General features: G+C 36.2%; 13 protein-coding genes. 10 read left to right on the forward strand and 3 right to left on the reverse strand.

Features of this window, described 5'->3' with window-relative positions:
* Nucleotides 1-378: 378 nt before the first annotated feature.
* From PQO00_RS16840 to PQO00_RS16850, 3 genes are read left to right on the forward strand one after another with little or no spacing between them, the layout of a single operon-like run.
* Nucleotides 379-1,572, forward strand: a complete 1,194-nt coding sequence (locus PQO00_RS16840) for an amidohydrolase (protein ID WP_274186040.1) — start codon at nucleotides 379-381, stop codon at nucleotides 1,570-1,572.
* A 1-nt stretch (nucleotide 1,573) separates the two neighbouring features.
* Nucleotides 1,574-3,148, forward strand: coding sequence for an FMN-binding glutamate synthase family protein (locus PQO00_RS16845; protein ID WP_274186028.1), 1,575 nt, complete (start codon nucleotides 1,574-1,576; stop codon nucleotides 3,146-3,148).
* A gap of 6 nt (nucleotides 3,149-3,154) precedes the next feature.
* Entirely contained in the window at nucleotides 3,155-3,676 is a 522-nt protein-coding gene (locus tag PQO00_RS16850) for a hypothetical protein (protein WP_274186029.1), read from the forward strand.
* Nucleotides 3,677-3,783: 107 nt separating this feature from the next.
* Here the strand turns inward: PQO00_RS16850 and PQO00_RS16855 are convergent, their stop codons facing one another.
* Nucleotides 3,784-4,695 carry a patatin family protein gene (locus PQO00_RS16855; RefSeq protein WP_274186030.1) on the reverse strand — a complete coding sequence of 304 codons (912 nt, stop codon included), beginning with the start codon at nucleotides 4,693-4,695 and terminating at the stop codon, nucleotides 3,784-3,786.
* Between the two features lie 278 nt (nucleotides 4,696-4,973).
* Between PQO00_RS16855 and PQO00_RS16860 the strand changes: the two genes are divergently transcribed.
* The gene (locus PQO00_RS16860; protein WP_274186031.1) at nucleotides 4,974-11,060 is read left to right on the forward strand and encodes a PKD domain-containing protein; all 6,087 of its coding nucleotides are present in this window, start codon (nucleotides 4,974-4,976) and stop codon (nucleotides 11,058-11,060) included.
* Nucleotides 11,061-11,078: 18 nt separating this feature from the next.
* The gene (locus PQO00_RS16865) at nucleotides 11,079-12,074 is read left to right on the forward strand and encodes a PorP/SprF family type IX secretion system membrane protein (RefSeq protein ID WP_274186032.1); all 996 of its coding nucleotides are present in this window, start codon (nucleotides 11,079-11,081) and stop codon (nucleotides 12,072-12,074) included.
* A gap of 766 nt (nucleotides 12,075-12,840) precedes the next feature.
* On the opposite strand, the gene PQO00_RS16870 is transcribed toward PQO00_RS16865, so the two are convergent.
* On the reverse strand, nucleotides 12,841-14,799 hold the full coding sequence (locus PQO00_RS16870; RefSeq protein ID WP_274186033.1) for a M1 family metallopeptidase: 1,959 nt from the start codon (nucleotides 14,797-14,799) through the stop codon (nucleotides 12,841-12,843).
* Between the two features lie 1,464 nt (nucleotides 14,800-16,263).
* Between PQO00_RS16870 and PQO00_RS16875 the strand changes: the two genes are divergently transcribed.
* Nucleotides 16,264-18,804, forward strand: a complete 2,541-nt coding sequence (locus PQO00_RS16875) for a DUF559 domain-containing protein (RefSeq protein WP_274186034.1) — start codon at nucleotides 16,264-16,266, stop codon at nucleotides 18,802-18,804.
* A 47-nt stretch (nucleotides 18,805-18,851) separates the two neighbouring features.
* Nucleotides 18,852-19,433 carry a tRNA-(ms[2]io[6]A)-hydroxylase gene (locus PQO00_RS16880; protein WP_274186035.1) on the forward strand — a complete coding sequence of 194 codons (582 nt, stop codon included), beginning with the start codon at nucleotides 18,852-18,854 and terminating at the stop codon, nucleotides 19,431-19,433.
* Between the two features lie 71 nt (nucleotides 19,434-19,504).
* On the opposite strand, the gene PQO00_RS16885 is transcribed toward PQO00_RS16880, so the two are convergent.
* A complete protein-coding gene (locus tag PQO00_RS16885; protein WP_274186036.1) occupies nucleotides 19,505-20,596 on the reverse strand; it encodes a DUF2911 domain-containing protein in 1,092 nt (363 codons plus the stop codon).
* 202 nt (nucleotides 20,597-20,798) lie between these two features.
* On the opposite strand from PQO00_RS16885, the gene PQO00_RS16890 reads away from it, so the two are divergent.
* The 3 genes from PQO00_RS16890 to PQO00_RS16900 all read left to right on the forward strand — a co-directional run bounded on the left by PQO00_RS16890 (nucleotide 20,799) and on the right by PQO00_RS16900 (nucleotide 24,765).
* The gene (locus tag PQO00_RS16890; protein ID WP_274186037.1) at nucleotides 20,799-22,964 is read left to right on the forward strand and encodes a DNA mismatch repair protein MutS; all 2,166 of its coding nucleotides are present in this window, start codon (nucleotides 20,799-20,801) and stop codon (nucleotides 22,962-22,964) included.
* 107 nt (nucleotides 22,965-23,071) lie between these two features.
* A complete protein-coding gene (locus PQO00_RS16895; protein ID WP_274186038.1) occupies nucleotides 23,072-23,488 on the forward strand; it encodes a thiol-disulfide oxidoreductase DCC family protein in 417 nt (138 codons plus the stop codon).
* Between the two features lie 164 nt (nucleotides 23,489-23,652).
* The gene (locus PQO00_RS16900) at nucleotides 23,653-24,765 is read left to right on the forward strand and encodes a TIGR02391 family protein (RefSeq protein WP_274186039.1); all 1,113 of its coding nucleotides are present in this window, start codon (nucleotides 23,653-23,655) and stop codon (nucleotides 24,763-24,765) included.
* Nucleotides 24,766-25,281: the final 516 nt, after the last annotated feature.

Genomic DNA, 25,281 nt, shown 5'->3' on the forward strand with positions numbered 1-25,281 from the left:
TCATTTTCATTTTAAGGTGTGAAAATAACCATTGTTGCGCTTTTAATTAAGGGGAATTATTAATAATTATAAACAATTATAACTTGCTTATTCTTTTTGAATATCTTTAAACCCAGATTCAACATATAGAATATCTATGGCATCTTAAAACAACTGTAAACTATAAAGCTCCTCTACTTTTTTAAGTTTAACCATAACGATGTTATGCTGAAACTTAAAAAAAGCCATAGTTTTTTGTAGTTTTAACCTTCATAACGAAATTCTAAATCTGGATTAAGCTTCAAAATTTAAATAAACTTTATGAGACTCTTCTTTTTAGCATTTTTTTTCTTTGGAATATCCATCTCTCACGGGCAAAATAGTTTAGAGCAACAATTTATGGATATTGAAAGCAAGGTGATTGCATGGCGTCGTCATTTTCATAAAAACCCTGAGCTTTCAAACAGGGAATTTAAAACAGCAGAAACCATTGCCAAGCATTTAAGATCATTAGGACTAAAAGTACAAACGGGAGTGGCCCATACTGGTGTTGTAGCCATTTTAAAAGGAAATATGCCCGGCAAAGTGGTTGCTTTAAGAGCAGATATTGATGGCCTACCGGTAACAGAGAGAAATGATCTTCCTTTTAAATCTGAAGTAAAAACTACTTTTCTTAATACCGAAACAGGCGTGATGCATGCCTGCGGACACGATACGCACACGGCCATTTTAATGGGGGTTGCAGAAATTCTAGCAAAAAATAGGGATAAAATTAAAGGCACTGTTAAATTCATATTTCAACCTGCCGAGGAAGGACCGCCCCCAGGGGAAGAAGGAGGCGCAAAACTTATGATCAAAGAAGGGGTTTTGGAAAACCCAAAAGTAGATGCTATATTCGGATTACATATTCGTTCTAACTACGAAGTTGGAACTATCCACTATAAAAAAGGGGGCATCATGGCTTCGGTAGAGCGCTTTGTTATTAATGTTCAGGGCAAACAGACACATGGAGGAAGACCCTGGCAAGGTGTAGATCCTATTTTAATTTCTGCCAAAATTATTGATGGCTTACAGACCATAATTAGTAGAGAGTCAAAATTAGTAGATGAAGCAGCAGTTATTACCGTTGGAAAAATAACTGCCGGCACACGTTTTAATATCATCCCAGAAAGTGCAGAACTTATAGGCACCGTAAGGACCTTAGACCCTAAAATGAAGGCTCATATTGAAAAACGAATGACCGAAATGGTAACAACGTTAGCTAAGGCCTACGGTGGTGAAGCCACCATAAGTTTTCAAAATAATACAGCTATCACTTATAATGATTCCGATCTGGTAGACCAGATGTTACCTGCCTTACAAAAGGTTGCCGGTGTTAAAAATGTACGCTTAAGAAAGGCAACTACCGGTGGCGAGGATTTTTCATATTTCCAGGAAGTCATTCCTGGGTTTTATTTCTTTTTAGGGGGCATGACCCCAGGAAACGAAGAAGCATTTCCGCATCATACACCCGATTTTAAAATTGATGAAAGCGGGTTGCTTTTAGGTGTCAAGACATTAACCCAAATAGCTTTTGATTTTTTAAATAAATAAAATGGATAACGTATTAAATTTTTTATCGAACATATCCTGGTGGGGATGGATTATAATAGGTTTAGCTCTGGTGGCTATACGCGATATCTTTCTGCAAAAAAAACACACCATTAGCCATAACTTCCCTGTTGTTGGACATTTGCGGTATTGGTTAGAAAGTATAGGACCGGAAATGCGTCAATATTTTGTAGCGAATAATAGAGAGGAGTTACCTTTTAATCGTATTGAGCGTGGTTGGATCTATGCCTCGGCAAAAAAAGAAAATAATTACGAAGGTTTTGGTACCGACAGGGATATTTATGAACATCAGCACGTGTTTATTAATAATGCCATGATGCCTTTTCAAATTGATAAAGATCATCCAAATAGCATCGATAAAACGTTCTTGCCCTGTGCTAAAGTTATAGGTAAGTTTAATAAGCGTAAAAAACCATTTCGCCCTGCCTCTGTTATTAATGTGTCTGCCATGAGTTTTGGCTCACTTTCTGCCAAAGCCATAGAGTCATTAAATAAAGGGGTTAAAATAGCTGGAGCATACCATAATACCGGCGAAGGCGGTTTATCTCCCTATCACAGTCATGGTGGCGATGTCATATTCCATTTTGGTACGGGCTATTTTGGTGTTCGAGCAAAGGATGGTGGGTTTTCTATGGACAAGATGAAGGAACTAGTTAAGGGAAATCCTTTTATAAAAGCTATTGAAATAAAACTATCCCAGGGCGCAAAACCAGGAAAAGGGGGTGTATTACCCGGAGCAAAAATCACTAAGGAAATTGCAACTATTCGTGGGGTTGAAGTTGGGAAAGATGTCCTATCACCGCCTAATCACAAGGCGTTTTCCAATGTTCAGGAAATGGTGGATTTTATCGAAGACATCGCTGAAGCCACAGGTTTACCTGTTGGTATTAAAGCCGCTATTGGCAAACTGGAACAATGGGAAGAACTTGCCGATATCATGTTAAAAACAGGAAAGGGACCGGATTTTATTACTGTTGACGGTGGCGAAGGCGGTACCGGTGCTGCCCCTCCAAGTTTTGCAGATCATGTATCGCTCCCCTGGGTTTACGGATTTAGTGACCTATATAAACTCTTTAAACACAAAGGACTATCTGAACGTATTGTATTTATTGGCAGTGGAAAATTAGGATTTCCTGCCAAAGCTGCTATGGCATTTGCCATGGGGGTGGATTGTATTAATGTAGCACGTGAAGCCATGATGAGCATTGGTTGTATCCAGGCACAAATTTGTCATACAAATAGATGCCCAAGCGGGGTAGCCACACAAAGTAAATGGTTGCAAAATGGTATAGACCCTACTTTAAAATCGGAGCGACTAGCTCAATATTTTAAAACCTTTAAAAAAGAATTAATAGAGATTACACATGCTGCTGGGTACGAACATCCCTGTCAATTTAAAATGGATGATGTAGAAATTAATGTAGATGATCATAACCTTTCAAAAGAATTAAGCAAAACATATATGTACAAAAAAACATCTGTACCATTTACTAGCATGCAGGATTTAAAAGATTGTCTATATTTGGGAGGAAATTATAACAAAACCCAAATCGATTAACATTTTATGGATGCACAAAGAATTCTAGATTTATTTTTATTCGCAATTCCTTCATTAATAACAGGTCTTATTGCATATTATTTTTTTAGGGAACACACTAAAAATGAAGATGGTCGAAGACGGTTTTTATTAAAAAAAGACCTACAAGTAACAGCGATGCCTTTACGCTTACAAGCTTATGAAAGGATGGCTTTGTTTTTGGAACGTATTACGCCTTCTAAATTATTAATTAGAACCACTCCCTTATCCTCAAACAAAGAGGATTACGAAGCCCTACTTATACAAAGCATTGAACAAGAGTTTGAGCATAATTTATCACAACAAATATACATTAGTGACGAATGTTGGAATATCATTACCACCGCAAAAAATGCTACCATTCAACTTATTAGAAAAGCTAATTTACTTGAAAAAACGGATACAGCAAACAAGTTAAGAGAAGTTGTTTTAACTGAAATGATGGAACGTCGTTCGCCTAGCGATGCAGCCCTTTCTTTTATTAAAGAAGAAGTGTCGAGTTTGTGGTAAATTTAGAATCAAGACCGCTTCACTGTTAAAACCAAAAACAAAGGATTTTTGTAGCTTCATTGTATCTTTATATTAAATTCTATCTATGACATTGGAAATGGTGTCAATCAATCCATACGCAAATCGTTTGAACGTGCTTGATGACACTTCTCCTGGGCATATTCATAACCTTGTTGCCACCAGGAGGTCATTAGTTTTTTATTAAAAATCAACGAATTTTCAATGAGTTTGGAAGGCGTATAATACAAGTTAAGCTCGACATCCTTATTTCTTGCTGCCAACTTTCCAATAATAATATCGCTACGTTCCACTTGATCCAATAAATGACCAAACAAATTAATTAGTAAGGAAAACGGATTTTTACCCAATACCTTGTCATATTCCATGTTTTCAGATTCCAAAACGATGGCATCAATTTCTGTAGCACCCCGCAATATAGCTTCTCGAATAGGAACCACGCAGCCCAAACCACCATCCGCGTATTCAAAATTATTTTTTTTCACAAGTGACATAAATGGAATATAATTACAGGAAATCCATACCCAATCACAAAATTCCTCATAAGAAAAATCTTTTATAGACTTATATTCTACCCTGTTTTTAGATAAATTGGATACAGTGACAATAACATCATCCTTGGTCTTTCTAATGAAGTCATATTCTGCTTCTATAAAATGCTTTTTTATATAACGCCTTAATGCCCTACTCTCTCCAAAAGTCCGTTTCATTTTAATGAATTGCCAAAGGGTATTAATAAAATCGATAGAAACGAATTCCCGATCTCCTTTTTTACGCTGCACAAAAGGATTGACACTAAAAATATTGCTTTGATTAACATTCGTAAAAACTTCCTTGATTTTTTTAATTTTGCCCGCAGCTATGTGTGGCACCAACAAACTCCCTGTAGATGTCCCTAAAAACAGATCGTAATCCCGACCTTCTTCTTCTATTAAATACTGGGCTACACCCCCAGCATATGCCCCTTTACTACCACCACCCGAAATTACTAATGCTTTCATATTTATTCTTCCAATGGTAAATATAATAAGAATCGGTATCTATTTAAAAACTAAAAATCCTTTATTTAATTATTCTATGTTTTGCATACCCATTATCGTATATTTTATAGAATGCTCCCTCTTTCATTTTAAAATACTAGTATCAATGTAACCATAAAGTGTTTTATATGCCATAAATTGTGCATTTTGTAGAATAATTTAACATATGTTATTTTTAAATAGTGCTTCATTAAAAAGAATATATATTTTAGTATCAGCTATTAACACAATTATTCTACATGAGGAAGGTTTATTTTCTTACAACTATTTGTTTTTTTATAATTAGTCTTTCTTTCTTTGCCTTAAACTATTCTGATTTAAAAAAATTAGCTAAAACAACTCCTTTAAATGATCTTAAAAAAGCCAGCATTTCGCTTCCACCGTCCGCCACTATTTCTGGCACAACCCAGGTTTGTAGAAATGATGCCCAACCACAAATAACTTTTACAGGATCTGGAGGCCATGCACCTTACACATTTACCTACTCCATTAATGCAGGCACTAACTTAAATGTAACATCCACTGGAAATACAGCCACTGTTGATGTTAGTACGGTTAATGTTGGTGCTTTTGCCTATCAATTAATATCTGTTCGAGATGCTTCCAACGATACTGCATCCGCAAATGGCACAGCAACGGTAACAATTAGCGAACCTACAGTAGATTTTACTTTTAATAATGATGGCGCATGCTCGGGAACTTCAGTAAATTTCACATCGAGTGCCACAGGCAATGGCCCTTTCACTTATAGTTGGAATTTTGGAGATGGAAGTACCAGCACCAATACAAATCCTTCTCATATATTTACTGCTTTAGGGTGTGGATTTCAGAACTCCAATGTAACACTTACAGTTACCGATGCCAATGGCTGCAGCAATTCCATAACCAAGACCGTTTCAGTGCAACAAAAACCTCTATTGGAATTTGAAGATATAGACAACCGGTTTGATCCATTTAATAATTGTGGGAACAACACCACTGACCCTTCCTATACTATTAATGTTGGAATAAGTAATGTTTCCGCATCCTGTATAAATTCGTATGACGTAGACTGGGGTGATGGAAGTCCCATTGAAACCAATGTAACATTTCCGGCTACGCACACTTACACCCAGTTAGGCTCCTTTAATATGGACATCACCGGAAGGGGAAGTAACTGCGACAACACGGTCACCTATTTAATCAAAAACTCAAGCAACCCCACGGGTGCTATTGTAAATCCTGGCAATACAGTAAATTTATGTATCCCTGTTGCTCCAATTGGTTTTGCCATTGGTTCCTGGGGAACCAACCCTCCGGATACAAACTATCTAGTCGATTTCGGAGATGGAACTTCCGAAAATTATACCCAAGCACAATTGGAAAGCTCTACATATTATAATGCAGCAGATCCTGCAAACTCTCAAAACTTTCCAATACCCCATACTTATACACAATCCAGTTGTCCCAATAGTTATACTGTTTTTTTGAATATTTCCACATCATGTGGGCAAACGAACTTAACTGCCGGCCCTATTATTATTTTAAGAAAACCCGAAGTTAATTTTGAAGACCCTCCTATTAGTTGTGTAAACGCTACAGTTCAGTTTAACAATACCTCCACAGGTGGTTATAGTAATAACTGCAGTGTTAACGATGGTTATTACTGGGATTTTGGAGACGGTACCACATCAACGCTAAGAGACCCAAGTCATGCATACACGAGCCCTGGGACTTACACAGTCTCTTTATACGGTGAAAACTCTTGTGGTACGACAAACACCATTACTAAAACTATATGCATAGAACCTCAATTAACTGCTGCGTTTACATTAAACACCAATAATGGCTGTTCGCCACTTGCAGTACAAACCACAAACACAACAAACTTATCTTCTGGCTGTGGTAACGAAACTTATCTTTGGGAGGTTTCCTATGTCTCTGATTTTTGCGGTACTGCTCCCGCAAGCTGGAATTTCACCAATGGAACCGATGAAAACTCAGCAGCACCAAGGATAAATTTTATAACTGCGGGAACTTATACACTGATACTCACCACTACAAACGCCTGCGGTAATAGTACTACTTCTGAAACCATTGAAGTAAAACAACCTCCTACGGCTACCATTAATGCCATTTCGGATTTTTGCGGTTCAGCAAGCATAAACCCCATAGCAAATGTCGTTAGCTGTGCTCCGGCATCAGAAACCTTAACATACAGTTGGAGCTTTCCTGGAGGCTCACCAGCTAGCTCGAACAGCCTAAACCCCGGCACTATAAATTACCCTGTTCCTGGCAACTATCAAGTGACCTTTAGTGTTACAAGTAGTTGTGGCACCACGACAGACACCGAAAACTTCGTTATTGATCCTATTCCTACGATAACCAATACGGACCTAACGCAAACCATTTGCTCTGGAACCGAGACAAATCAAGTGATCTTAACATCAGATACAGCTGGCACAACATATAATTGGACAGCCACTGCTCCTACTGGTGTTACAGGATTCATAACTTCGGGCAATACAAATACAATTCCTGTCCAAACTATTTTTAATTCCAATAACACATCACAAGATGTTACTTTTGTAATAATACCATCTCTTGGTAGCTGTTCCGGAACACCTGTAAATCTCGTTATAACAGTCGACCCCGCCCCTTCTTTCACTAGTCAGCCACTATCAGAAACCATATGTTTAAACGGACCAATAAACCCGTTGTCCGTTGCCGTAAATGGTCCTGGTACTCCAACATATCAATGGTATAGCAATACCGTTAACAATAATACAACAGGAACCATTATAACAGGTGAAACCTCTGCAACATATACACCTCCCAACAATACAGTTGGTGTCACTTTTTACTACTGTATCGTATCCTTTACCTCTGGCTCAGGTTGTAATGAAATAACCTCCGATACAGCTCGTGTAGAAATTGTAAATGGCATTCAAATTGACTCAAACCCTATAACCAGCCAAAATATTTGTATTGGTGGCGATATAAATACCGTATTATCTGTCGTTCATTCGGGAAGCACGGGAGCTATTACATACCAATGGTATTCCAATACGACCAATTCCAATACAGGAGGGACTATTATTACCGGAGCGACCAACTCCAGTTACACACCTCCAACTTTTACGGCTTCAGGAAATTATTATTATTACGCGATCATAACCCCAAACGGAAGTGGTTGTAGCCCAATAACCAGTAATGCCTCTGAAGTTATTGTAGTAGACGATCCTATTATTGCAACCCAACCCATAATATCCCAGACATTATGTGAAGGTACAGTACCACAAAACTTACAAATAAATGCTACAGGAGGATCTGGAACCACATATAATTATCAATGGTACAGCAATACTACCAACAGCAACTCTGGAGGCACCTTAATAACCGGAGCTACAAACAATACCTTCACCCCGTCAACCAACACTGTAGGCACCTTGTATTATTACTGTATAATTACACAACCAGATCCGGGCTGTAGTGTTGTTAGTGATACTTCAACCGTTATCGTTAACCAAGCACCTTCATTCTCGTCCCACCCCTTGTCTGAAACTATTTGCTTTGGTGGGACCTTCAACACCCTATCGGTTGCTTATGTTAATGGTGTTGGAACGCCTGCCTATCAATGGTATTCGAATACGGTTGACAATAACACAACAGGAAGTATTTTAACCGGGGAAACAGGGGCTACCTATAATCCGCCTTCTGGTACCATTGGCACAGTTTATTATTATGCAATCATCACGTTTTCTTTGGGCGGATGCAGTGAAATCACATCCCAAACAGCCCAACTCACAGTGAATCAAACTCCGAATATTTCAAATAAATCATTAACTATTTGTAGTGGCATCGATTTTAATATTATTCCAGATTCCAGTGGTGGGGATGTCGTTCCAGTTGGAACACTGTATACTTGGACGACTCCTACAATAAACCCAATAAATACTATAAGCGGAGCTACCAATCAAACGACCCCTCAAGGCAATATTAGTCAGACACTGGTAAACAACACTTCAAACCCTGCCACGGTAACCTATACAGTGACTCCTGTATCCGGTAATTGTACAGGAACAGATTTTACTATTACCGTGACGGTTAACCCTTCCATCAGTATTACCAGAAACCTGACCAATAGTAGGTGCTATCTATCAAATACGGGTGCTATTGAAATAACTATTAGTGGCGGGATCCCTTTTCCAACAGGTTCTCCATATCAAATTTCATGGGCAGGTCCTAATGGATATACCAACTCAAATGAAGATCTTTCTAATTTAGGGCCTGGTGATTATACTGTCATTATAAATGATCAAGGTGGCTGCCCTTTTACAGAGACATTTACTATTTTAGAACCCGAAGAGCTTATTTTCAGTTCCGTTAACTTTGATCCAGAAACTATTTCCTGTTTTGGTGCCGATGATGGCACAATAGATATTAATATTTATGGTGGCACGACACCTTATACATACGATTGGACTCGAAACGGCACCCCTTTCTCTAACACTGAAGATCTATCAAACCTAGGACCTGGAGATTATGGGATTACCGTTACCGATGCAAACAATTGTACCCCTATAGTTCAAAACTTTCAGATTATTGAGCCCCCTGAGCTGAGTGCAAGCCTAGTGAGCCAAGTTGACATTATTTGCTTTGGAGAAGCTACCGGCGTTATCAATATTAACACTACCGGAGGAAGACAGATTGAGGTATCACCGGGTGTTTTTGACTATTCTTATTCATGGACCGGGCCGAATGGGTACACAAGTAACCTTGAGGATCTGTCGGGATTATTTGCAGGAACATACCAGCTAACTGTTACCGATAAATCTGGCTGTACAGATACGTTACAGGTTATTTTAGATCAATCTGATGAAATTATTATAGATTATTCCACAACCGAAATTGAATGTTATGGAGATAATAATGCTTCTATAACTATTGATAATATTTCGGGAGGCAACCCTCCTTACTCTATACAATGGAGCAATCTTGGTTCAGGACCTGAACAAAACAACTTATCTGCCGATACTTATATTATTACGATTACAGATAGCACCAATTGTGAAAAACAAGCCACTGTTGTTATAGAGGAAGCTCCAGAGTTTTCAATTAATCCAACCGTAGCAAATGTGTCTTGTTACGGAGAGAATGATGCCAGTATTTCCTTGAACCTGGTTGGAGGCATGCCCCCTGTAACTCTTACTTGGGATGATAATGCTTCTGCTGGTGTGGAACGAAACAATTTGCCCCCAGGAGTTTATTCCGTAACCATTACAGATGCTACCCCTTGCGTTATAACAGAAACCTTTATTATTACAGAACCAGAGGCTTTAGAATTATCTGCAGTTACAACAGATGCTTTAGATTGCGATAATGCCAATAGCGGAGCTGTTAATTTAACAGTAACCGGCGGCACACTTCCATTAAACTACGTATGGTCCAATGGAGAAACTACAGAGGATTTAGACAATATGCCTCCTGGCACTTATTCTGTAGCTATTACCGATGCCAATGGCTGTGAGATCTCTGAAAGTTGGACAGTCAACAGATTCGATCCGCTTACCATAACAGTAGAAACTATTACCGATTTTGATTGTACGACCCGACATGTAGAACAAACTTTTGTAGCCAGAGTTACTGGAGGTATCCCTCCTTATCAGATAAGCTGGTCTAGTGGTACGGTTAGTGGGGCCAATAATGAAATCATGAATACCGATCAGGATGGTTTAGTTATTGTGGATGTCATTGATAGCTATGGCTGTTCAACAAATTTCTCGCACCATGTAGATATCCCTATTTTAGGTGATGCAAATTTTGAAATAAGCTCTATAGGCTACACATCCTATGGAATATATTCAAAAAAAGACCCTATCCAATTTACAAATACCGCTATTGGCGATTACATTTCTATCCTTTGGGATTTTGGAGACGGGAATTTTTCCAGTGAAGAAAACCCGCTACATACTTACATTACCGAAGGAAACTATACCATTAAGCAAACTATAACCTATCCCTTTGGTTGCGTTTATGAAAAAATCATCACGCTATCTATTGAAAAAGGCTATAGCCTTATAATCCCCAATGCTTTTACGCCTAATAGCGATAATATAAATGATTTTTTTAATCCGGCATTTATCGGTTTAAACGATATGGTTTTAGATATTTACGATACTTGGGGAAGTTTAATTTATTCTGAAAAAGGAAACAATATAGGTGGCTGGAATGGTAAAATAAATGATGAAGATGCAGAAAATGGTAATTATTACTTTAAGTTTTCTGCCAAGACTTTTTATGGAGAAACCATTACAAAAGAAGGACCTGTAGTATTAATTAAGTAGATGTACCAAAACAAGCTAATGAAAGTTAAAATACCTGTCCTAATCATTATAAGTTGCTTTTGTTTAAAAGTAAACGCCCAAGACCCTGTATTTACGCAATACCAATTAGTACCAGAAACAATGAACCCTGGATTCTCAGGCTTTGAAGACGCTACATATTTAGGATTGATCCATAGAACCCAGTGGCCGCATTTAAATCTGAGAATAGATACCGAGTATGCTTTTTTCAATACCTGGCTGGAAAATATTGGTGGCATTGGTGTTAGTGTTTTAAACCAGCATGAAAATAATACCAACTACAATCATTTACAAGGAAACGTTAATTATTCTTACCATGTAAGATTGGCAAACGACTGGTTTTTCAGGCCTGCTATAGAGTTTGGCTTTGGAACCAAGTCCTTTAATTTTGGTAATTTGGTACTGGCAGATCAGATTAATATTCATTTAGAAACCATAAACCCTGTTTCATCGGATATATTTGCCATGAATGCAAATCGAAACATAACTTTTTTTGATTTTAATGCCGGGTTTGTTTTTGACAAAAAAAATACACGAAATGATACCGACTTGTGGTTAGGGGCCTCTATAAAACACTTGAACAGACCCAATATTTCATTTGTTGATAATGCTCATGTTCCCCTAGATATCTTTTATTCCATCCATGCCAACTATAAGTTTCCTTATTTTGATTATAACGATATACTTATTTCTGCAAATTATATGCAACAAGGACAATATAACAGGTTAGACATAGGTACTACCGTAAAACTAGAAAAGCTCATGTTAGGCGCCATGGCCGTCACCAATCCTGCTAAAAACAGTACAAACAGCCATTTATTGACCTCCATTAATGCTTTTATAGGATTGGAATTAGAGCAGTTACGCTTTGGTTTTTCTTATGACCTGAACACATCCAATATTGGTAGAACCGATGGTGTTTACGAACTCTCTATTACCTACTTGGCAGGTTGTCTAATCTGTAAAAACCCTTCAACCCTGGAAAGAAGGAAATGAAGTGATTTAAACTTTTTTTATTGAAGCGAAAAATAGTTAATTTTTATTCGTTTTGAAGCCTTTTTTGCACTTCATAGCAGCGTTATGAAGTAATAAAAAGACGAAAAAAGGATGAAAAGGAACATTCCTGCCTACCGGCAGCTACGGTGTACCCACATCTTTTAAGGAACTATTTTGTCCGCAGTTCACTTAAATGGATATGCCAATAGCTTTCGCGACAGACAGGCGTTATTATACAGTAATTCAGTATAATTAAACCACCTCCTCTCTTCAGCCGCTACCGTGTGTACACATCTTTAAAAAAGACACGAATGACACAAATTCACACGAATCCAATACTCTACGGTATAGATTGGACTCTGCATGATTATGAATCCCTAGCCTATATAGGCTTGAAATCTGTCGATAGACAGAATAATTAGTAAAAATTTGTGCCATTCGTGTCCAATCTTTTTATTGTGCTTTATTTGTGTACACACGGTAGCAGCTGAAGCGGGGATGAATTTTTCAACGCCAGGAGGAAAAGAAAGGGGCGTTTGACAAATTAAACATGTAAAGAACATTCTAAAAAACAAACCCTCCGTCTGTATGTTACCACATACAGCCACCTCCCTTTTTAGCTAAAAAGGGAGGAACACGTCTCGGACAAGCCTTTGGTACAAAGTAGAAGCTAATTAACTTGGAGTGATTATTTGTGGGTACTCCGTAGCTGCCAGCGAGGCAAGTTGCAACCAATTGAAGAAAGTTTAAATCACTTCAATAATATTCATTTTACTTTAAGCATCTCTTTAGCAAATTTTGAAAATTGCCAATTGTGATGTTTGGTGGCTTGTTGTAAATTTTCTTGACATGGCTCTCCACAAGCATGTATCCATTTTAGGTATCTAAATGCGCTCTGTCGAATTTCAAAACCATATTTTGGGCTTGTATAATCAAGCAGTTCTTTAAAATACATTGCGTTGTTTTCAGGTTCAAAACCATCAGAAACCAAAGTTAGTGTTAACCAAAGAATTCTAATATTTTTATCGTTAAACCCTTGAATACCTCTTGTTTTTTCCAAGTATTTATTCCGTTCTCCAGGAAAACTGTTCCACAACCCAAATAAAGCCGCTTCAATAGTTAAATAAGACTTATCATCAAGAAGTGTCTCGTATTCTTTTTTAAGTGCTTCTGGGACTTTAGATAAAGTTCCAGCAATGGCCTGGCGCACTTTTAAAGCGTTTTTGAAAGCTTCTTTTTCTAAATGGTTTGACATTTGTGAAATGATTTTTATTTTGGCCTCATCTGAAACTCCAGACGATAAATATTCCTGGCACTTAGAGGTATAAACTTCACAATCTACCATTAAATATTCCTGAATAAAAAGAGACTTCCTAAGGCTTTCCAGAGCATCGTCATAATAAAACCCTTTCGTTTTCAGCCAAGCCTCTACAAATGCCTCTAGATCCTGACCACTAACCCGTTCTACTTCATTAATAAAATGGGCCGTTTCTACATTTTTAAATCGATTTTTGTCCAGATAGTTTTTCACCGCTGTTTTAAAAGCCTTATCCCCTACCTTTTCTCGCAGTATATGTAAAACCCACGCTCCTTTTTTATAAAAGGTAATACTACTCGATTTAGGATCCAAAAGAGAGGTACTTAGTCCCGCCTTATCCTGTTCCAATAATTCCAGAGCATATTCGTAAAGCCGCCAATAGTAATAATCATCTCCAAATATGTCACGTTCTGCCAGTAAAGCATAATACGTAGCAAACCCCTCTTGCAACCAATGATGTGTTCCTGATGTTTCGGTGACCAGATCCCCAAACCATTGATGAGCCAATTCATGGGCATTCACATTGACATAATTTTTATCTACAAAGGCAATGGAATCAACTACAAAGGCATCAGAAAAAATAGTGGTACTCGTATTTTCCATACCGGCATACAAAAAGTCCTTTACCGGTACCTGTTTATAATTCTGCCAAGGATATGGCACACCGATCTCTGCTTCTAAAAAATCGAACATTTGTTTGGTGTAACGATATGTGGGCTCAAACTTTAAAGAATCTTCTGGATAATAATACATTTCCAAAGGAATGCCACTTTTAGAGTATTCCGTCCTTTTATTGTATTTACCAATCGCTAAAGCAACCAGATAGCTCGACATGGGCTTTTGCATATCGTAGTCCCATCTAACAATATCCCCTTTATTATTTTTTTTAACAAGTTTTCCATTGGCAATAACCTCATAATCTTTATGAAAGGTGACCGATAGATCAAATTCAATTTTATCGTTCATATCATCGATACCGGGCAACCAATTACTAGTGTACTTTCCCTGTCCTTGCGTCCATACCTGTCCTGAGCCTGCCGAAGGATCTTCCCAATCAACAAAATACATCGCTTTTTTAGGGCTCGTTTTCCATACGATATTTAACATATGCCTACTATTGGCCCTGAAAGGATGCTTTACAATAAGCTGTTTCCCATTATAGAGACTATCTATAAACTGCCCGTCCAATACATAGTATATCGCTTCAAAAGCTTTAGCATCAATGTAGATAGAGTCTATATCCTTTATAATTTCAAACTCATAAGAAACAGTTCCTAAAACTTCTTTCTCCAATAAATTACCAAAGGCAATGTCTGCCTTAGCAGTTTTAAAATCAACATAGTCCATTTGTTGCGAAGCCACAATAGAAACAATACATAAAAAGAAAGGGAGCAGTTTTAATTTCATATATCGAATATAACAAACTTTAGTCCAAAATTTAATATACCAACTATTTTTATAAAGACCCCATTTAACTAACCTATCAGACTGAGTACATAGTGAAAATTAACAATTTCCTGCCTGCTGGCAGCTATAATGTGCCCAAAAATAAAACAAATAATCACGCTATGTTAATTAGTTTCTACTTTGTACCAAAGGCTTGTCCGAGACAGGTTCCTCCCTTTTAAGCTTAAAAGGGAGGTGGCTGTATATTATCCTTAGGAAAAAAAGATAAAATGGGCATAAAAGCCACCTGTCCATTGACAGGCAATAAAATATTCACATGCATACCTTGTAAATAAAAAACCAAAAAGTAAGGCATAACCTACTTCTATAATCAAGTATTGTTTCTTTTTAAACAGCAGCTGTTTATCGTTTTTTATAATCATTTAGACGAATATACCTACAAAATCAAACAAAAATCCCCAAAAAAGCGTATATTAAGTAAGAAAAATAACATATTCTCTTTTAACAAGATGATGTCCATTAAATTTTTGCTTTGCTTTTATATACTAACCGTATTTTATTAAAAGCTCATATTTGATTAAATAAATCCTCATGTCTCTCACTAATAAACGAACCTGTTTATATCTGGTTCGTTTATTATCTAAGCCCATATGTTTTTTACAACAAGAACCACCAATAAAGAAAATAGTAAGGAAAATTATAGCAGAGTGATAGAGTAAGCTTGTAAATAGCTATAATTTAAGTCGCAACAACCAATATTAATGTTTGTTGCGATTTTTTTTATAAAAAGTTGGACCTTAGGCAAAAGTTTTGGCCTACCTGAAAAGAAAGCCCACCGTTGACCTATCTTGGTTTAACCCTCCTAAATTTTGGCCTTGTCGAAATTATCCTCCTTTTTCAAAAGCTACCGTATGCACATATCTTTAAAAAAGACACGAATGGCACAAATTTTCACTAACTACCCGAGTTCGATTAATTTCAAATCATTTGAAATATTTATTATCAACGTTTTAATGGAACAAGAACAAAAGTTATGTTTTGGTAAATCTGAAAAGAAGGCCTGCCATTAACCTATCCTGGTTTAACCCTCCTAAATTTCGACAAGGTCGAAATTATCCTCTCTTAATTTATCTTGAAGCGACTATTATACATTTGAACATGGTTCGTTATATATGATTTCATATCGCACACAACTTTTGGGATTGATCCTTATATGGCATGCTACCTGCTTATCTGATCTGCATTAAAACAATTAAAGTTTAACTTTATATTAGTGATTTTAATATAAATATAATTAGTTTATTATAAAATATAATAATACTCATAAAGCAAAACAAAGGATGCGTACCGTTTTTACATTAAACCATAACAAGCATGAGGCCAAGGCAAAACTTTAATAAGAATCTGAAAAGTTACAATATGATAAGATTCTCACTTTCGTGAGAATTAATTAAATTCGCTTTTATGTCTGTAAACCTTCAAACACCAATAGATTATTTAAAGGGCGTCGGTCCAAACCGGGCAGATTTATTGCGAAAGGAATTGGGCATTCATACTTACCAAGATTTAATCAACTTATTTCCAAATAGATATATAGATAGAACACAGTATTATAAAATTAACCAGCTACAGCGCAACAATGCAGATGTTCAAATAATTGGTAAAATTATCGCCTTTAAAGAAGTCGCCCAGAAACGCGGCAAACGCTTAGTTGGAACTTTTCAAGACGATACTGGCACTATGGAACTCGTTTGGTTTAGAGGACAAAAATGGATGCGTGAGAGCCTGAAGCTCAATAAACCTTATGTGATTTTTGGAAAAACCAATTGGTTTAACGGTAAGTTCAACATGCCACACCCAGATATAGAGGGGCTGGATGAGCACAAAGGAAATTTACGCTCTGTTATGCAGCCAGTATACCCTTCAACAGAGAAACTATCAAATAAAGGCATTACAAATCGTGTGATGGGCAAAATCATGCAACAACTATTTTTAGAAACCGGTAAAAGATTTACTGAAACGTTATCTGAAAATATACTTACCGAACTCAAACTAATCTCAAAAAGCGAGGCGCTTTTTAACGTCCATTTTCCGATGAGCCAAGCGCTGCTTTCCAAAGCTCAATTTCGATTAAAATTTGAAGAATTATTTTATATTCAGCTACAGCTTATCATCAAAAACCTAGCTCATAAATCAAAAATTAAAGGCTTCCCTTTTGAAAAAGTGGGCCGCTATTTTAACACCTTTTTTAAAGCCCATTTGCCCTTCGAATTAACCGGTGCGCAAAAACGCGTTTTAAAAGAAATTCGTGCAGATTTGGGCAGTCATGCACAAATGAACAGACTCTTGCAAGGGGATGTAGGTTCCGGCAAGACTATAGTCGCGTTCATGTCAATGTTAATAGCACTTGACAACGGTTTTCAAGCTTGTTTAATGGCTCCGACTGAAATTTTGTCAGTCCAGCATTATAATGGGTTACTAAATCTATGCAAACCACTGAATATCAGTATAAAAAAACTAACAGGTTCAACTAAAACTTCAGAAAGAAAAAAAATCCATGAAAGCTTAGAAAATGGCGATCTACAGATTCTTGTTGGTACCCATGCCCTACTTGAAGATAAGGTAAAATTTAAAAATTTAGGGCTTGCCGTTATAGATGAACAGCATCGATTTGGAGTGGCACAACGAAGTAAATTATGGAAGAAAGGAGGCCCTCCTCAATCCTCCCAAATGGAGGACACTAAATCCGTTTTCCAAAAGCATAAGACAGATCGACCCTCAACCTATAAATTATTAAAAGAACTTCAAGCTGAAAATAAAAAACAAAACACGCAAGCTGAATCTGTTTTATGGGAATGCTTAAGAAATAAAAAACAGAATCATAAATTTAGAAGGCAACATATTATTGATGAATTTATAGTTGACTTTATTTGTTTAGAAAAGAATTTAATAATTGAAATTGATGGCGAATACCATAATACCATTGAACAAAAAGAAGCTAATGCTTTACGTACCCAAATATTAAATGAAATTGGTTTTAAGGTTATTCGATTTAACAATGAACAAATTACTAGCGACATAGATAATGTTTTGCGCCATATTATGAAATGCTTAAAAAGTCTCCCCTCCGGGGAGATTAGCGGGGCTTCCGTCCCTCCGCACATTTTAGTGATGACTGCCACACCCATTCCCAGAACGTTGGCCATGTCTGTTTATGGTGATTTAGACATCTCGATTATTGACGAACTACCGCCAGGTAGACAGTCCATAAAAACGGTCCATCGCTATGATAAAAACCGATTGAATGTCTTCAGGTTTATTCGAGACGAAATAGCAAAAGGCAGGCAAATTTATATTGTATATCCGCTAATTCAGGAAAATGAAAAAATGGATTATAAAGATTTGATGGATGGCTACGAAAGTATTGTCAGGGATTTTCCCTTACCAGATTATCAAATATCCATAGTTCATGGAAAAATGAAACCTGCAGATAAAGATTATGAAATGCAACGCTTCATTAAGGGTGAGACCCAAATTATGGTAGCGACTACGGTTATTGAGGTTGGTGTAAACGTGCCCAATGCCTCGGTTATGATTATTGAAAGCGCAGAACGTTTTGGCCTATCACAATTGCATCAGCTACGTGGCCGTGTGGGACGTGGTGCGGAGCAGAGCTATTGTATTTTAATGACGGGCCATAAGCTTAGCAATGATAGTAAGACGCGTTTAGAAACTATGGTAAGAACCAGTGATGGTTTTGAAATTGCCGAAGTCGATCTACGCTTGAGGGGCCCTGGAGATATTATGGGAACACAACAAAGTGGCGTTTTAAACCTTAAGATTGCAGATATTATAAAAGATAATGACATTCTAAAACTAGCAAGACATCACGCAAAAAACGTACTTAAAATGGACACCACACTCTCTTCTCTAGATAACAAAGCTATTTTAGATACTTATAAATCATTAAGTAAATACAAGAATATATGGAATTATATCTCATGATTTTTGCTGATAACTATTTTCAATATACTTTTACATAAAAAACAAATATGCTTGGTTTAAAACTAGAAACAGATCCTCGTTGGGTAAATATTGTAGAATCGAATATTGAAGAGATCCTAACCGACCACGCTTGGTGCGAACAAAAGGCTGCCACTAACGCCATCTCTATAATTACTTTAAATTCCGAGTATACCGATTTAGTCACCGATTTATTAGTATTGGCTCAAGAAGAGCTGGAACATTTTCAAATGGTGCATAATATGATAAAAAAAAGAGGCTACAAACTGGGCAGGGAACGCAAAGACAGTTATGTTAACGAGCTTTATAAATTTATGAACAAAGGCGGAAGCAGATTGCAGTGTATGGTAGACAGGCTCTTGTTTTCTGCCATGATAGAAGCTAGGAGCTGTGAACGTTTTAAACTATTATCAAAAAAAATAAAGGATCCTGAACTCTCTAAATTCTACCATGATTTAATGATTAGCGAAGCAGGACATTACACAACATTCATAGGGTTTGCCCGTAAATACGGAAAAGGCATTGATGTTGACAAACGCTGGAAAGAACTCGTGGAGTTTGAAAGTATTGTTATAAAAAACTATGGGAAAAGCGAAACCATACATGGTTAAAAAGAGGCTGTCTAAAAATAGTGCTTTTTAGACAGCTTCAATCACAATGTTCGTGGTTTGATTGATGATTTTTATAAAGCGTCAAGCTCCTTTAAAAGCTTTTCCGAGTTTGCTTTTACATTAGCTGGTGGATTTAATGATAATGATTTTTTTAAATATTTAATAGCATTCTTCTTATCTCCCATCGTTTTGTAACATTCTCCCAAGCTATCATAAGAATTAGCATCCTTAGGGTTATTTGCTACATTTAACTTAAAGTATTTAAGCGCCCGATCGTAATCCTTTGCAGTTAGCATTTGATAACCTAGGGTATTCAACTGGTTTTTATTCGCCATGGATGACGCTTCGTCCATGAGTGCCGCATAGGCTTCTTTCTTCCCCAATTTATTTAATATTTGCCCTTTAAGGGCTAAATTATTGAACGTTTTTTGGCTATAAAAATTACCCGCAATAGCACCATCGATCCAACCTAATGCCTCATTTAGATCACCACCGTTATTTAATGAAAAACGAGCCATGTTTTCCCAATTTTGTCTATTAAAACCTAAATTGCCAATAGATTTATCCCTGAATTCATTTAAAACAATATCAGTGACATCAAATGCCACTTTAAAAGGTATTTCTTTTTTCTCCCATACAAGGGAAACTATTGCAAACGTTGGCTGTACATTATTAACCTCATAAGTCAATAATTCTTTATGTGGCACAGATTTGGTTTTAACATCGGCTCGCAATGCATCGTTAGAAGCATCATAGAAATAGCTGCCCCAAGCATGGGTATCATGAGACAGGATTATGGTGGCATTGTCTGCATCTTTCAATTCTATATGAAACCCATAAGTACCGGCCTTAATAGGTTTTCCTTCTAATGTAGCATCATGGGTAAAAGTGATGGTCGTGTTTTCGTTCGCTCCTGCCCTCCAAGGTGCTGCAGTCGCTGTTCCAAAGCCTAAATTATTCATTCCGTAAGGCACTAATTTCCCCCAAATCTCCCTACCATTAACACGGGGCCTGGAGTATGTTATTGAAATATCCGAAATACCTACTCGTTGGGACATGGTAGCTTGTTGGCTAGCTCGAGGCATATTTACTTGAGCAAATGTGTTAAAACTTAAAGCCAGCAATACACACACAAATAATCTTGCAAGGTGGTTAGTTTCCATTTTAGTTATGTTTTTTTGATTGCTTTCTCAAGTTAGATACAAATCCCATCCATAGATGTTAGCGTTTTGTTAAAGAATTAAGGCGGACTGTTAATTAACATATTTTAAGAGTTTTACACTGCTTATTTACTTCTCGTAAAACGGCCTCTTAATTAAATAGAATTTTTAACTTTGTTCACTTATCCCCTGACGAAAAAAACGAATGATAAACATTCATGATAAAACATTAAAAGATCTGGAGTTTTCAACTGTTCTACAACAAGTAAGCGAACATTGTATAACACCATTAGGACATGAAAAAGCATTATCAATATGTCCTTATAAAACCAAGGAAACCCTTACAGGTGCTTTACAATTAACCAACGAGTACCTATCGTCTTTTTATAATGATAACCGCATTCCAAACCATGGCTTTGATTCTATCTCAAAGGAAATGAAGCTTTTGCGTATTGAAAACACTTATTTAGAAGTGCATGCATTAAAAAAAATAGTCTCTATTTCATTAACAACAAATGATATTGTGACGTATCTAAAAAAGTTCGAGGAGTATTATCCGGGACTTAACGCATATGCATCACATATTGAAGTCACCAAAGTCATTATCGAAAAAGTAGATGCCATTGTAGATCGCTTTGGAGACATAAAAGACAATGCCTCTAGCCTGCTTTTTGAATTACGTCAATCCATTAATAGAATAAAAGGCAAAATAAATGCTAGTTTCACATCTGCTCTTAACACCTATCATAATCTTGAATACTTGGATGATATCCGTGAATCTGTAGTCGATAACAAACGTGTACTCGCTGTAAAAGCTATGTATCGCCGTAAAGTAAAAGGTGCCATTATGGGCGGAAGTAAAACAGGCAGTATTGTTTATATAGAGCCCGAAACGACTTTACAGCACTCACGGGAGCTCAATAATTTAGAATATGAAGAACAGGAAGAAATCATTCGTATTTTAAAAGACCTCACCGATTATATACGTCCATATTTGTCCTTATTGGAAAACTATCAAACCTTCTTAATAGATATAGATGTTATTTCGGCAAAAGCGAAGTATGCACGATCCATGAACGGGATCCTTCCTGAAATATCCGAAGACCAAAGCATGTTTTTAAGGGATGCCTATCACCCGCTTTTATATTTAAATAATTTAGAAAAAAAGGAAACCACCTTTCCACAAACCATAGAACTAAAAAAAGACAGTAGAATTATAGTCATATCCGGTCCTAACGCCGGCGGAAAAAGTATTACCCTAAAAACGGTTGGTCTATTACAAGTAATGTTACAAAGTGGCTTGCTAATTCCTGTCCACGAACGCAGTAAAGTTTGTTTGTTCGATAGGATCTTGAGTGATATTGGAGATAACCAATCTATTGAAAATCATTTAAGCACATACAGCTATCGCCTCAAACAAATGAACTATTTTTTAAAGAAATGTAACAAGAATACACTCTTTTTAATCGATGAGTTTGGTACGGGGAGCGACCCAGAACTCGGTGGTGCTTTAGCTGAAACCTTTTTAGAGGAGTTTTATCATAGAGAGGCATTTGGTATTATAACAACACATTATTCCAATTTAAAGATTTTGGCAAACGAATTGCCACATATGCTTAATGCGAATATGCTTTTTGATGAACGTACGCTGGAACCTCTTTTTAAACTTGTAACAGGACAGGCAGGAAGTTCGTTTACTTTTGAAGTGGCTCAAAAAAATGGGATTCCTTATAGTTTAATAAATCGTGCCAAAAAGAAAATTGAACGTAGTAAGGTACGTTTTGATGCTACGATTGCCAAGCTTCAAAAAGAGCGTTCCCGTTTGGAAAAAACGGGGCAATCGTTAAGGCAAAACGAGAAGAAAAAAATAGAAGAAGCGGACAAACTTGAAGAAATCAATGCCAAAATTCAAAAGAAACTGGAAAGCTACCAAGAACTTTACGATAGCAACCAACGCCTTATTTATTTGGGGCAAAAAGTGAACGATATTGCCGAAAAATACTTTGAAAACAAACAAAAACGTGAGCTGATGGCAGAGCTTTTTAAAGTGGTTCAAATTGAAAACTCCAAACGTAAAAAAGTAACCGCCAAACAGAAAAAAGCCATAAAAACAAAAGAAGAGCAAGTAAAAAAAGAAGCCGAAAAAGTGGTGACCGTTATACGGAAAAAGAAAAAAGAGGCCAAGAAAAAAGCTATTGAAACGCCTAAACCCAGACCCGTTTTTAAAATTGGAGATCGCGTACGGATGGAAGACGGTCGTGCCATTGGTAGCATCGATAAAATAGAAAAAAACAAAGCTGTTGTAAATTATGGTATCTTTACGACTAATGTCAGTATTGAACAGTTAGAGCTTGTTGAAGCGGCAAAGTAGTGATCGGTGTTCAGTATTCAGTAAGCAGTAAGTAGTTGGTAGTTGGCAATAATAATTAACAGAGGGATTTTGCAATTTAGGATCTCAACTTTCTTGGAAATATAAAAATGATAGATTTACCAAAACATAAAAAACTCATCTTATTTGATGGTGTTTGCAATCTTTGTAACAGCAGTGTACAGTACGTTATTAAAAATGACAAAAAGAATATATTCATGTTTACAGCTCTACAAAGTGATGTTGGCAAGGATTTAATTAAACAATTTAATATAGATACTCAAAAAACCGACTCTATATTATTATACACTCCAGAGAACAGCCTGGTTTCAAAATCTACTGCAGCTTTAAAAATTGCAAGGCATTTAGGGTTTCCGCAAAACCTAATGAGTGTATTTTTTATAATCCCACCGTTTATTCGAAATTGGGTGTATGATTATATTGCGAAAAACCGTTATAAATGGTACGGTAAAAAAGATGCTTGTATGATTCCCACACCCGAATTAAAGAGTAAGTTTTTGGAGTGATAAACTCATGGCTTGTTAACAACTTTTCTTTCAAAATAAGTTACACATCTTGATTTTGCATTTTTTAAAAACTAACTTCGCTTATCATTGGATATAGAATGACCTGTACTGAACTTGTTTCAGTATTAAAACGGTTTTATATCATGTCGTTAGGCATAATTTGAATGGAACACATAAAACAACATATTGAGGAAAGATTATGGAACTTCATAAAAAGAAGTTACAATTCTGAGGACTACAAGAATGCCATTTTAGATTCTATCCAATTTGTAGGCGATATTATAAGAGATAAATCAGGTTTAGATAATGATGGAAATCAATTAGTAGGTAGTGCGTTTGGAGGCTCGAATCCAAAAATAAAATTGAATAAACTGAAAACTGAATCCGAAAAAAATGTTCAGAAAGGAATTGAAAGCATTTTAAGAGGAATTTATTCAGCTTATAGAAATCCTAGAAGTCATTCTAATATCAATGATACGGAACAAGATGCCTTTGAGATAATTATTTTCATAAATCATCTTCTAAAACTAATTGATAAATCAAAAGGTAAATTCAGTACCGAACTTTTCTTAAAACGTGTTTTTGACAAAGATTTTGTTCAAAATAAAAAGTACGCTGAACTTTTAGTAAAAGAAGTTCCAAAAAACAAAACTTTTGAAACTTCTATTGAAATTTTTAGAAACAAAGAAACAGGCAAAATTCATAACCTAAGACTTGTTTGGGAATCTCTACAAAGTGAATTAACAGAGGAAGAAGTAAACGAAATTCTCAAACTTGTATCTGAAGAATTACGTTTTACAGATTCATTAAATCAAGTTATTAGATGCATAGCATTATTTTCTTCTAAATGGGAATTAATAGATGAAGATGCAAGGTTTAGAGCAGAAAATAAACTGATACAAATTATACCCGAAGCCGAAAAAAATTATCACGGACAAACTAACGAATCAGGAGTTTTTGCTTCTTGGCTAAAGTCAATAGTAAAAGTATCATTATTGAGGGGAGAAATTGCATTTAAACTATACGAATCTTTGGAATCTCGTGATGAGGATAGACAAAGATTTGTAATTGACTTTTTTGGTTACCAATTAGATGAGCTTGAAGAAGATTTATTATTTGAGTCTTACAAAGATGTTTTCAAAAAAGAATTATCGAATGGAAATCGATTAATTTTTGATTGGGTATCCAATTATTACAGTAAGGATAAACGAAAGGAATTAGAAACTGAAATTGAAAATTTTGTAGAAGCAAGACCAGAAGATGATTTACCTTTTTAAATAAAAAAAACTATGCCTAACAATGGTAGCCGTTGCACAACTCATAATTTTAAATAAAGTAATAAATTTTGATAACAACGAAAAACCATAACTAATTTAAAATCAACGTATTGTTGTTTTGAAGGCAAAAATAATTAAGCAGGAATTAGAGTGTTTTATAGTTGTGCAACAGCCACAACGTATATAGCTCATAGCTGGTCAGTTGCTTAACCAATGTTTTCGGCATATTTGGAAAGTCGCCAAATTTTTAAATTTGACGATTTTCAATAAAAAAATAAATAGTAAAATTTAAAAATCTGGCTTGTGCTCAATCCTAAAATAATTTTCTAATTTGCACGCTACGAGCCATATACAAGACCGATAAGCGTAACCTAAAAAATATCTATAATGGCGTATTCAGAAAATAGGATCATTAATCATATTTTGATGCTATTTTTTGTTTTTAATACTTTCATTTGACCATTTTCAGTTGTTTGAGATAATAAAAAGAACAAAAGGCATTTATTTTTTAACAAC

The sequence above is a fragment of the Flavivirga sp. 57AJ16 genome (genome assembly GCF_028736925.1).
Lineage (GTDB): Bacteria > Bacteroidota > Bacteroidia > Flavobacteriales > Flavobacteriaceae > Flavivirga.

Excerpts from the sequence above, each read along its gene's own strand:
- PQO00_RS16840 (WP_274186040.1), top strand. The coding sequence starts at position 379 with ATGGATATTGAAAGCAAGGTGATTGCATGGCGTCGTCATTTTCATAAA.
- PQO00_RS16855 (WP_274186030.1), bottom strand. The coding sequence starts at position 4,695 with ATGAAAGCATTAGTAATTTCGGGTGGTGGTAGTAAAGGGGCATATGCT.
- PQO00_RS16875 (WP_274186034.1), top strand. The coding sequence starts at position 16,264 with ATGTCTGTAAACCTTCAAACACCAATAGATTATTTAAAGGGCGTCGGT.
- PQO00_RS16895 (WP_274186038.1), top strand. The coding sequence starts at position 23,072 with ATGATAGATTTACCAAAACATAAAAAACTCATCTTATTTGATGGTGTT.
- PQO00_RS16845 (WP_274186028.1), top strand. The coding sequence starts at position 1,574 with ATGGATAACGTATTAAATTTTTTATCGAACATATCCTGGTGGGGATGG.
- PQO00_RS16900 (WP_274186039.1), top strand. The coding sequence starts at position 23,653 with ATGGAACACATAAAACAACATATTGAGGAAAGATTATGGAACTTCATA.
- PQO00_RS16860 (WP_274186031.1), top strand. The coding sequence starts at position 4,974 with ATGAGGAAGGTTTATTTTCTTACAACTATTTGTTTTTTTATAATTAGT.
- PQO00_RS16880 (WP_274186035.1), top strand. The coding sequence starts at position 18,852 with ATGCTTGGTTTAAAACTAGAAACAGATCCTCGTTGGGTAAATATTGTA.
- PQO00_RS16890 (WP_274186037.1), top strand. The coding sequence starts at position 20,799 with ATGATAAACATTCATGATAAAACATTAAAAGATCTGGAGTTTTCAACT.
- PQO00_RS16850 (WP_274186029.1), top strand. The coding sequence starts at position 3,155 with ATGGATGCACAAAGAATTCTAGATTTATTTTTATTCGCAATTCCTTCA.
- PQO00_RS16870 (WP_274186033.1), bottom strand. The coding sequence starts at position 14,799 with ATGAAATTAAAACTGCTCCCTTTCTTTTTATGTATTGTTTCTATTGTG.
- PQO00_RS16885 (WP_274186036.1), bottom strand. The coding sequence starts at position 20,596 with ATGGAAACTAACCACCTTGCAAGATTATTTGTGTGTGTATTGCTGGCT.
- PQO00_RS16865 (WP_274186032.1), top strand. The coding sequence starts at position 11,079 with ATGAAAGTTAAAATACCTGTCCTAATCATTATAAGTTGCTTTTGTTTA.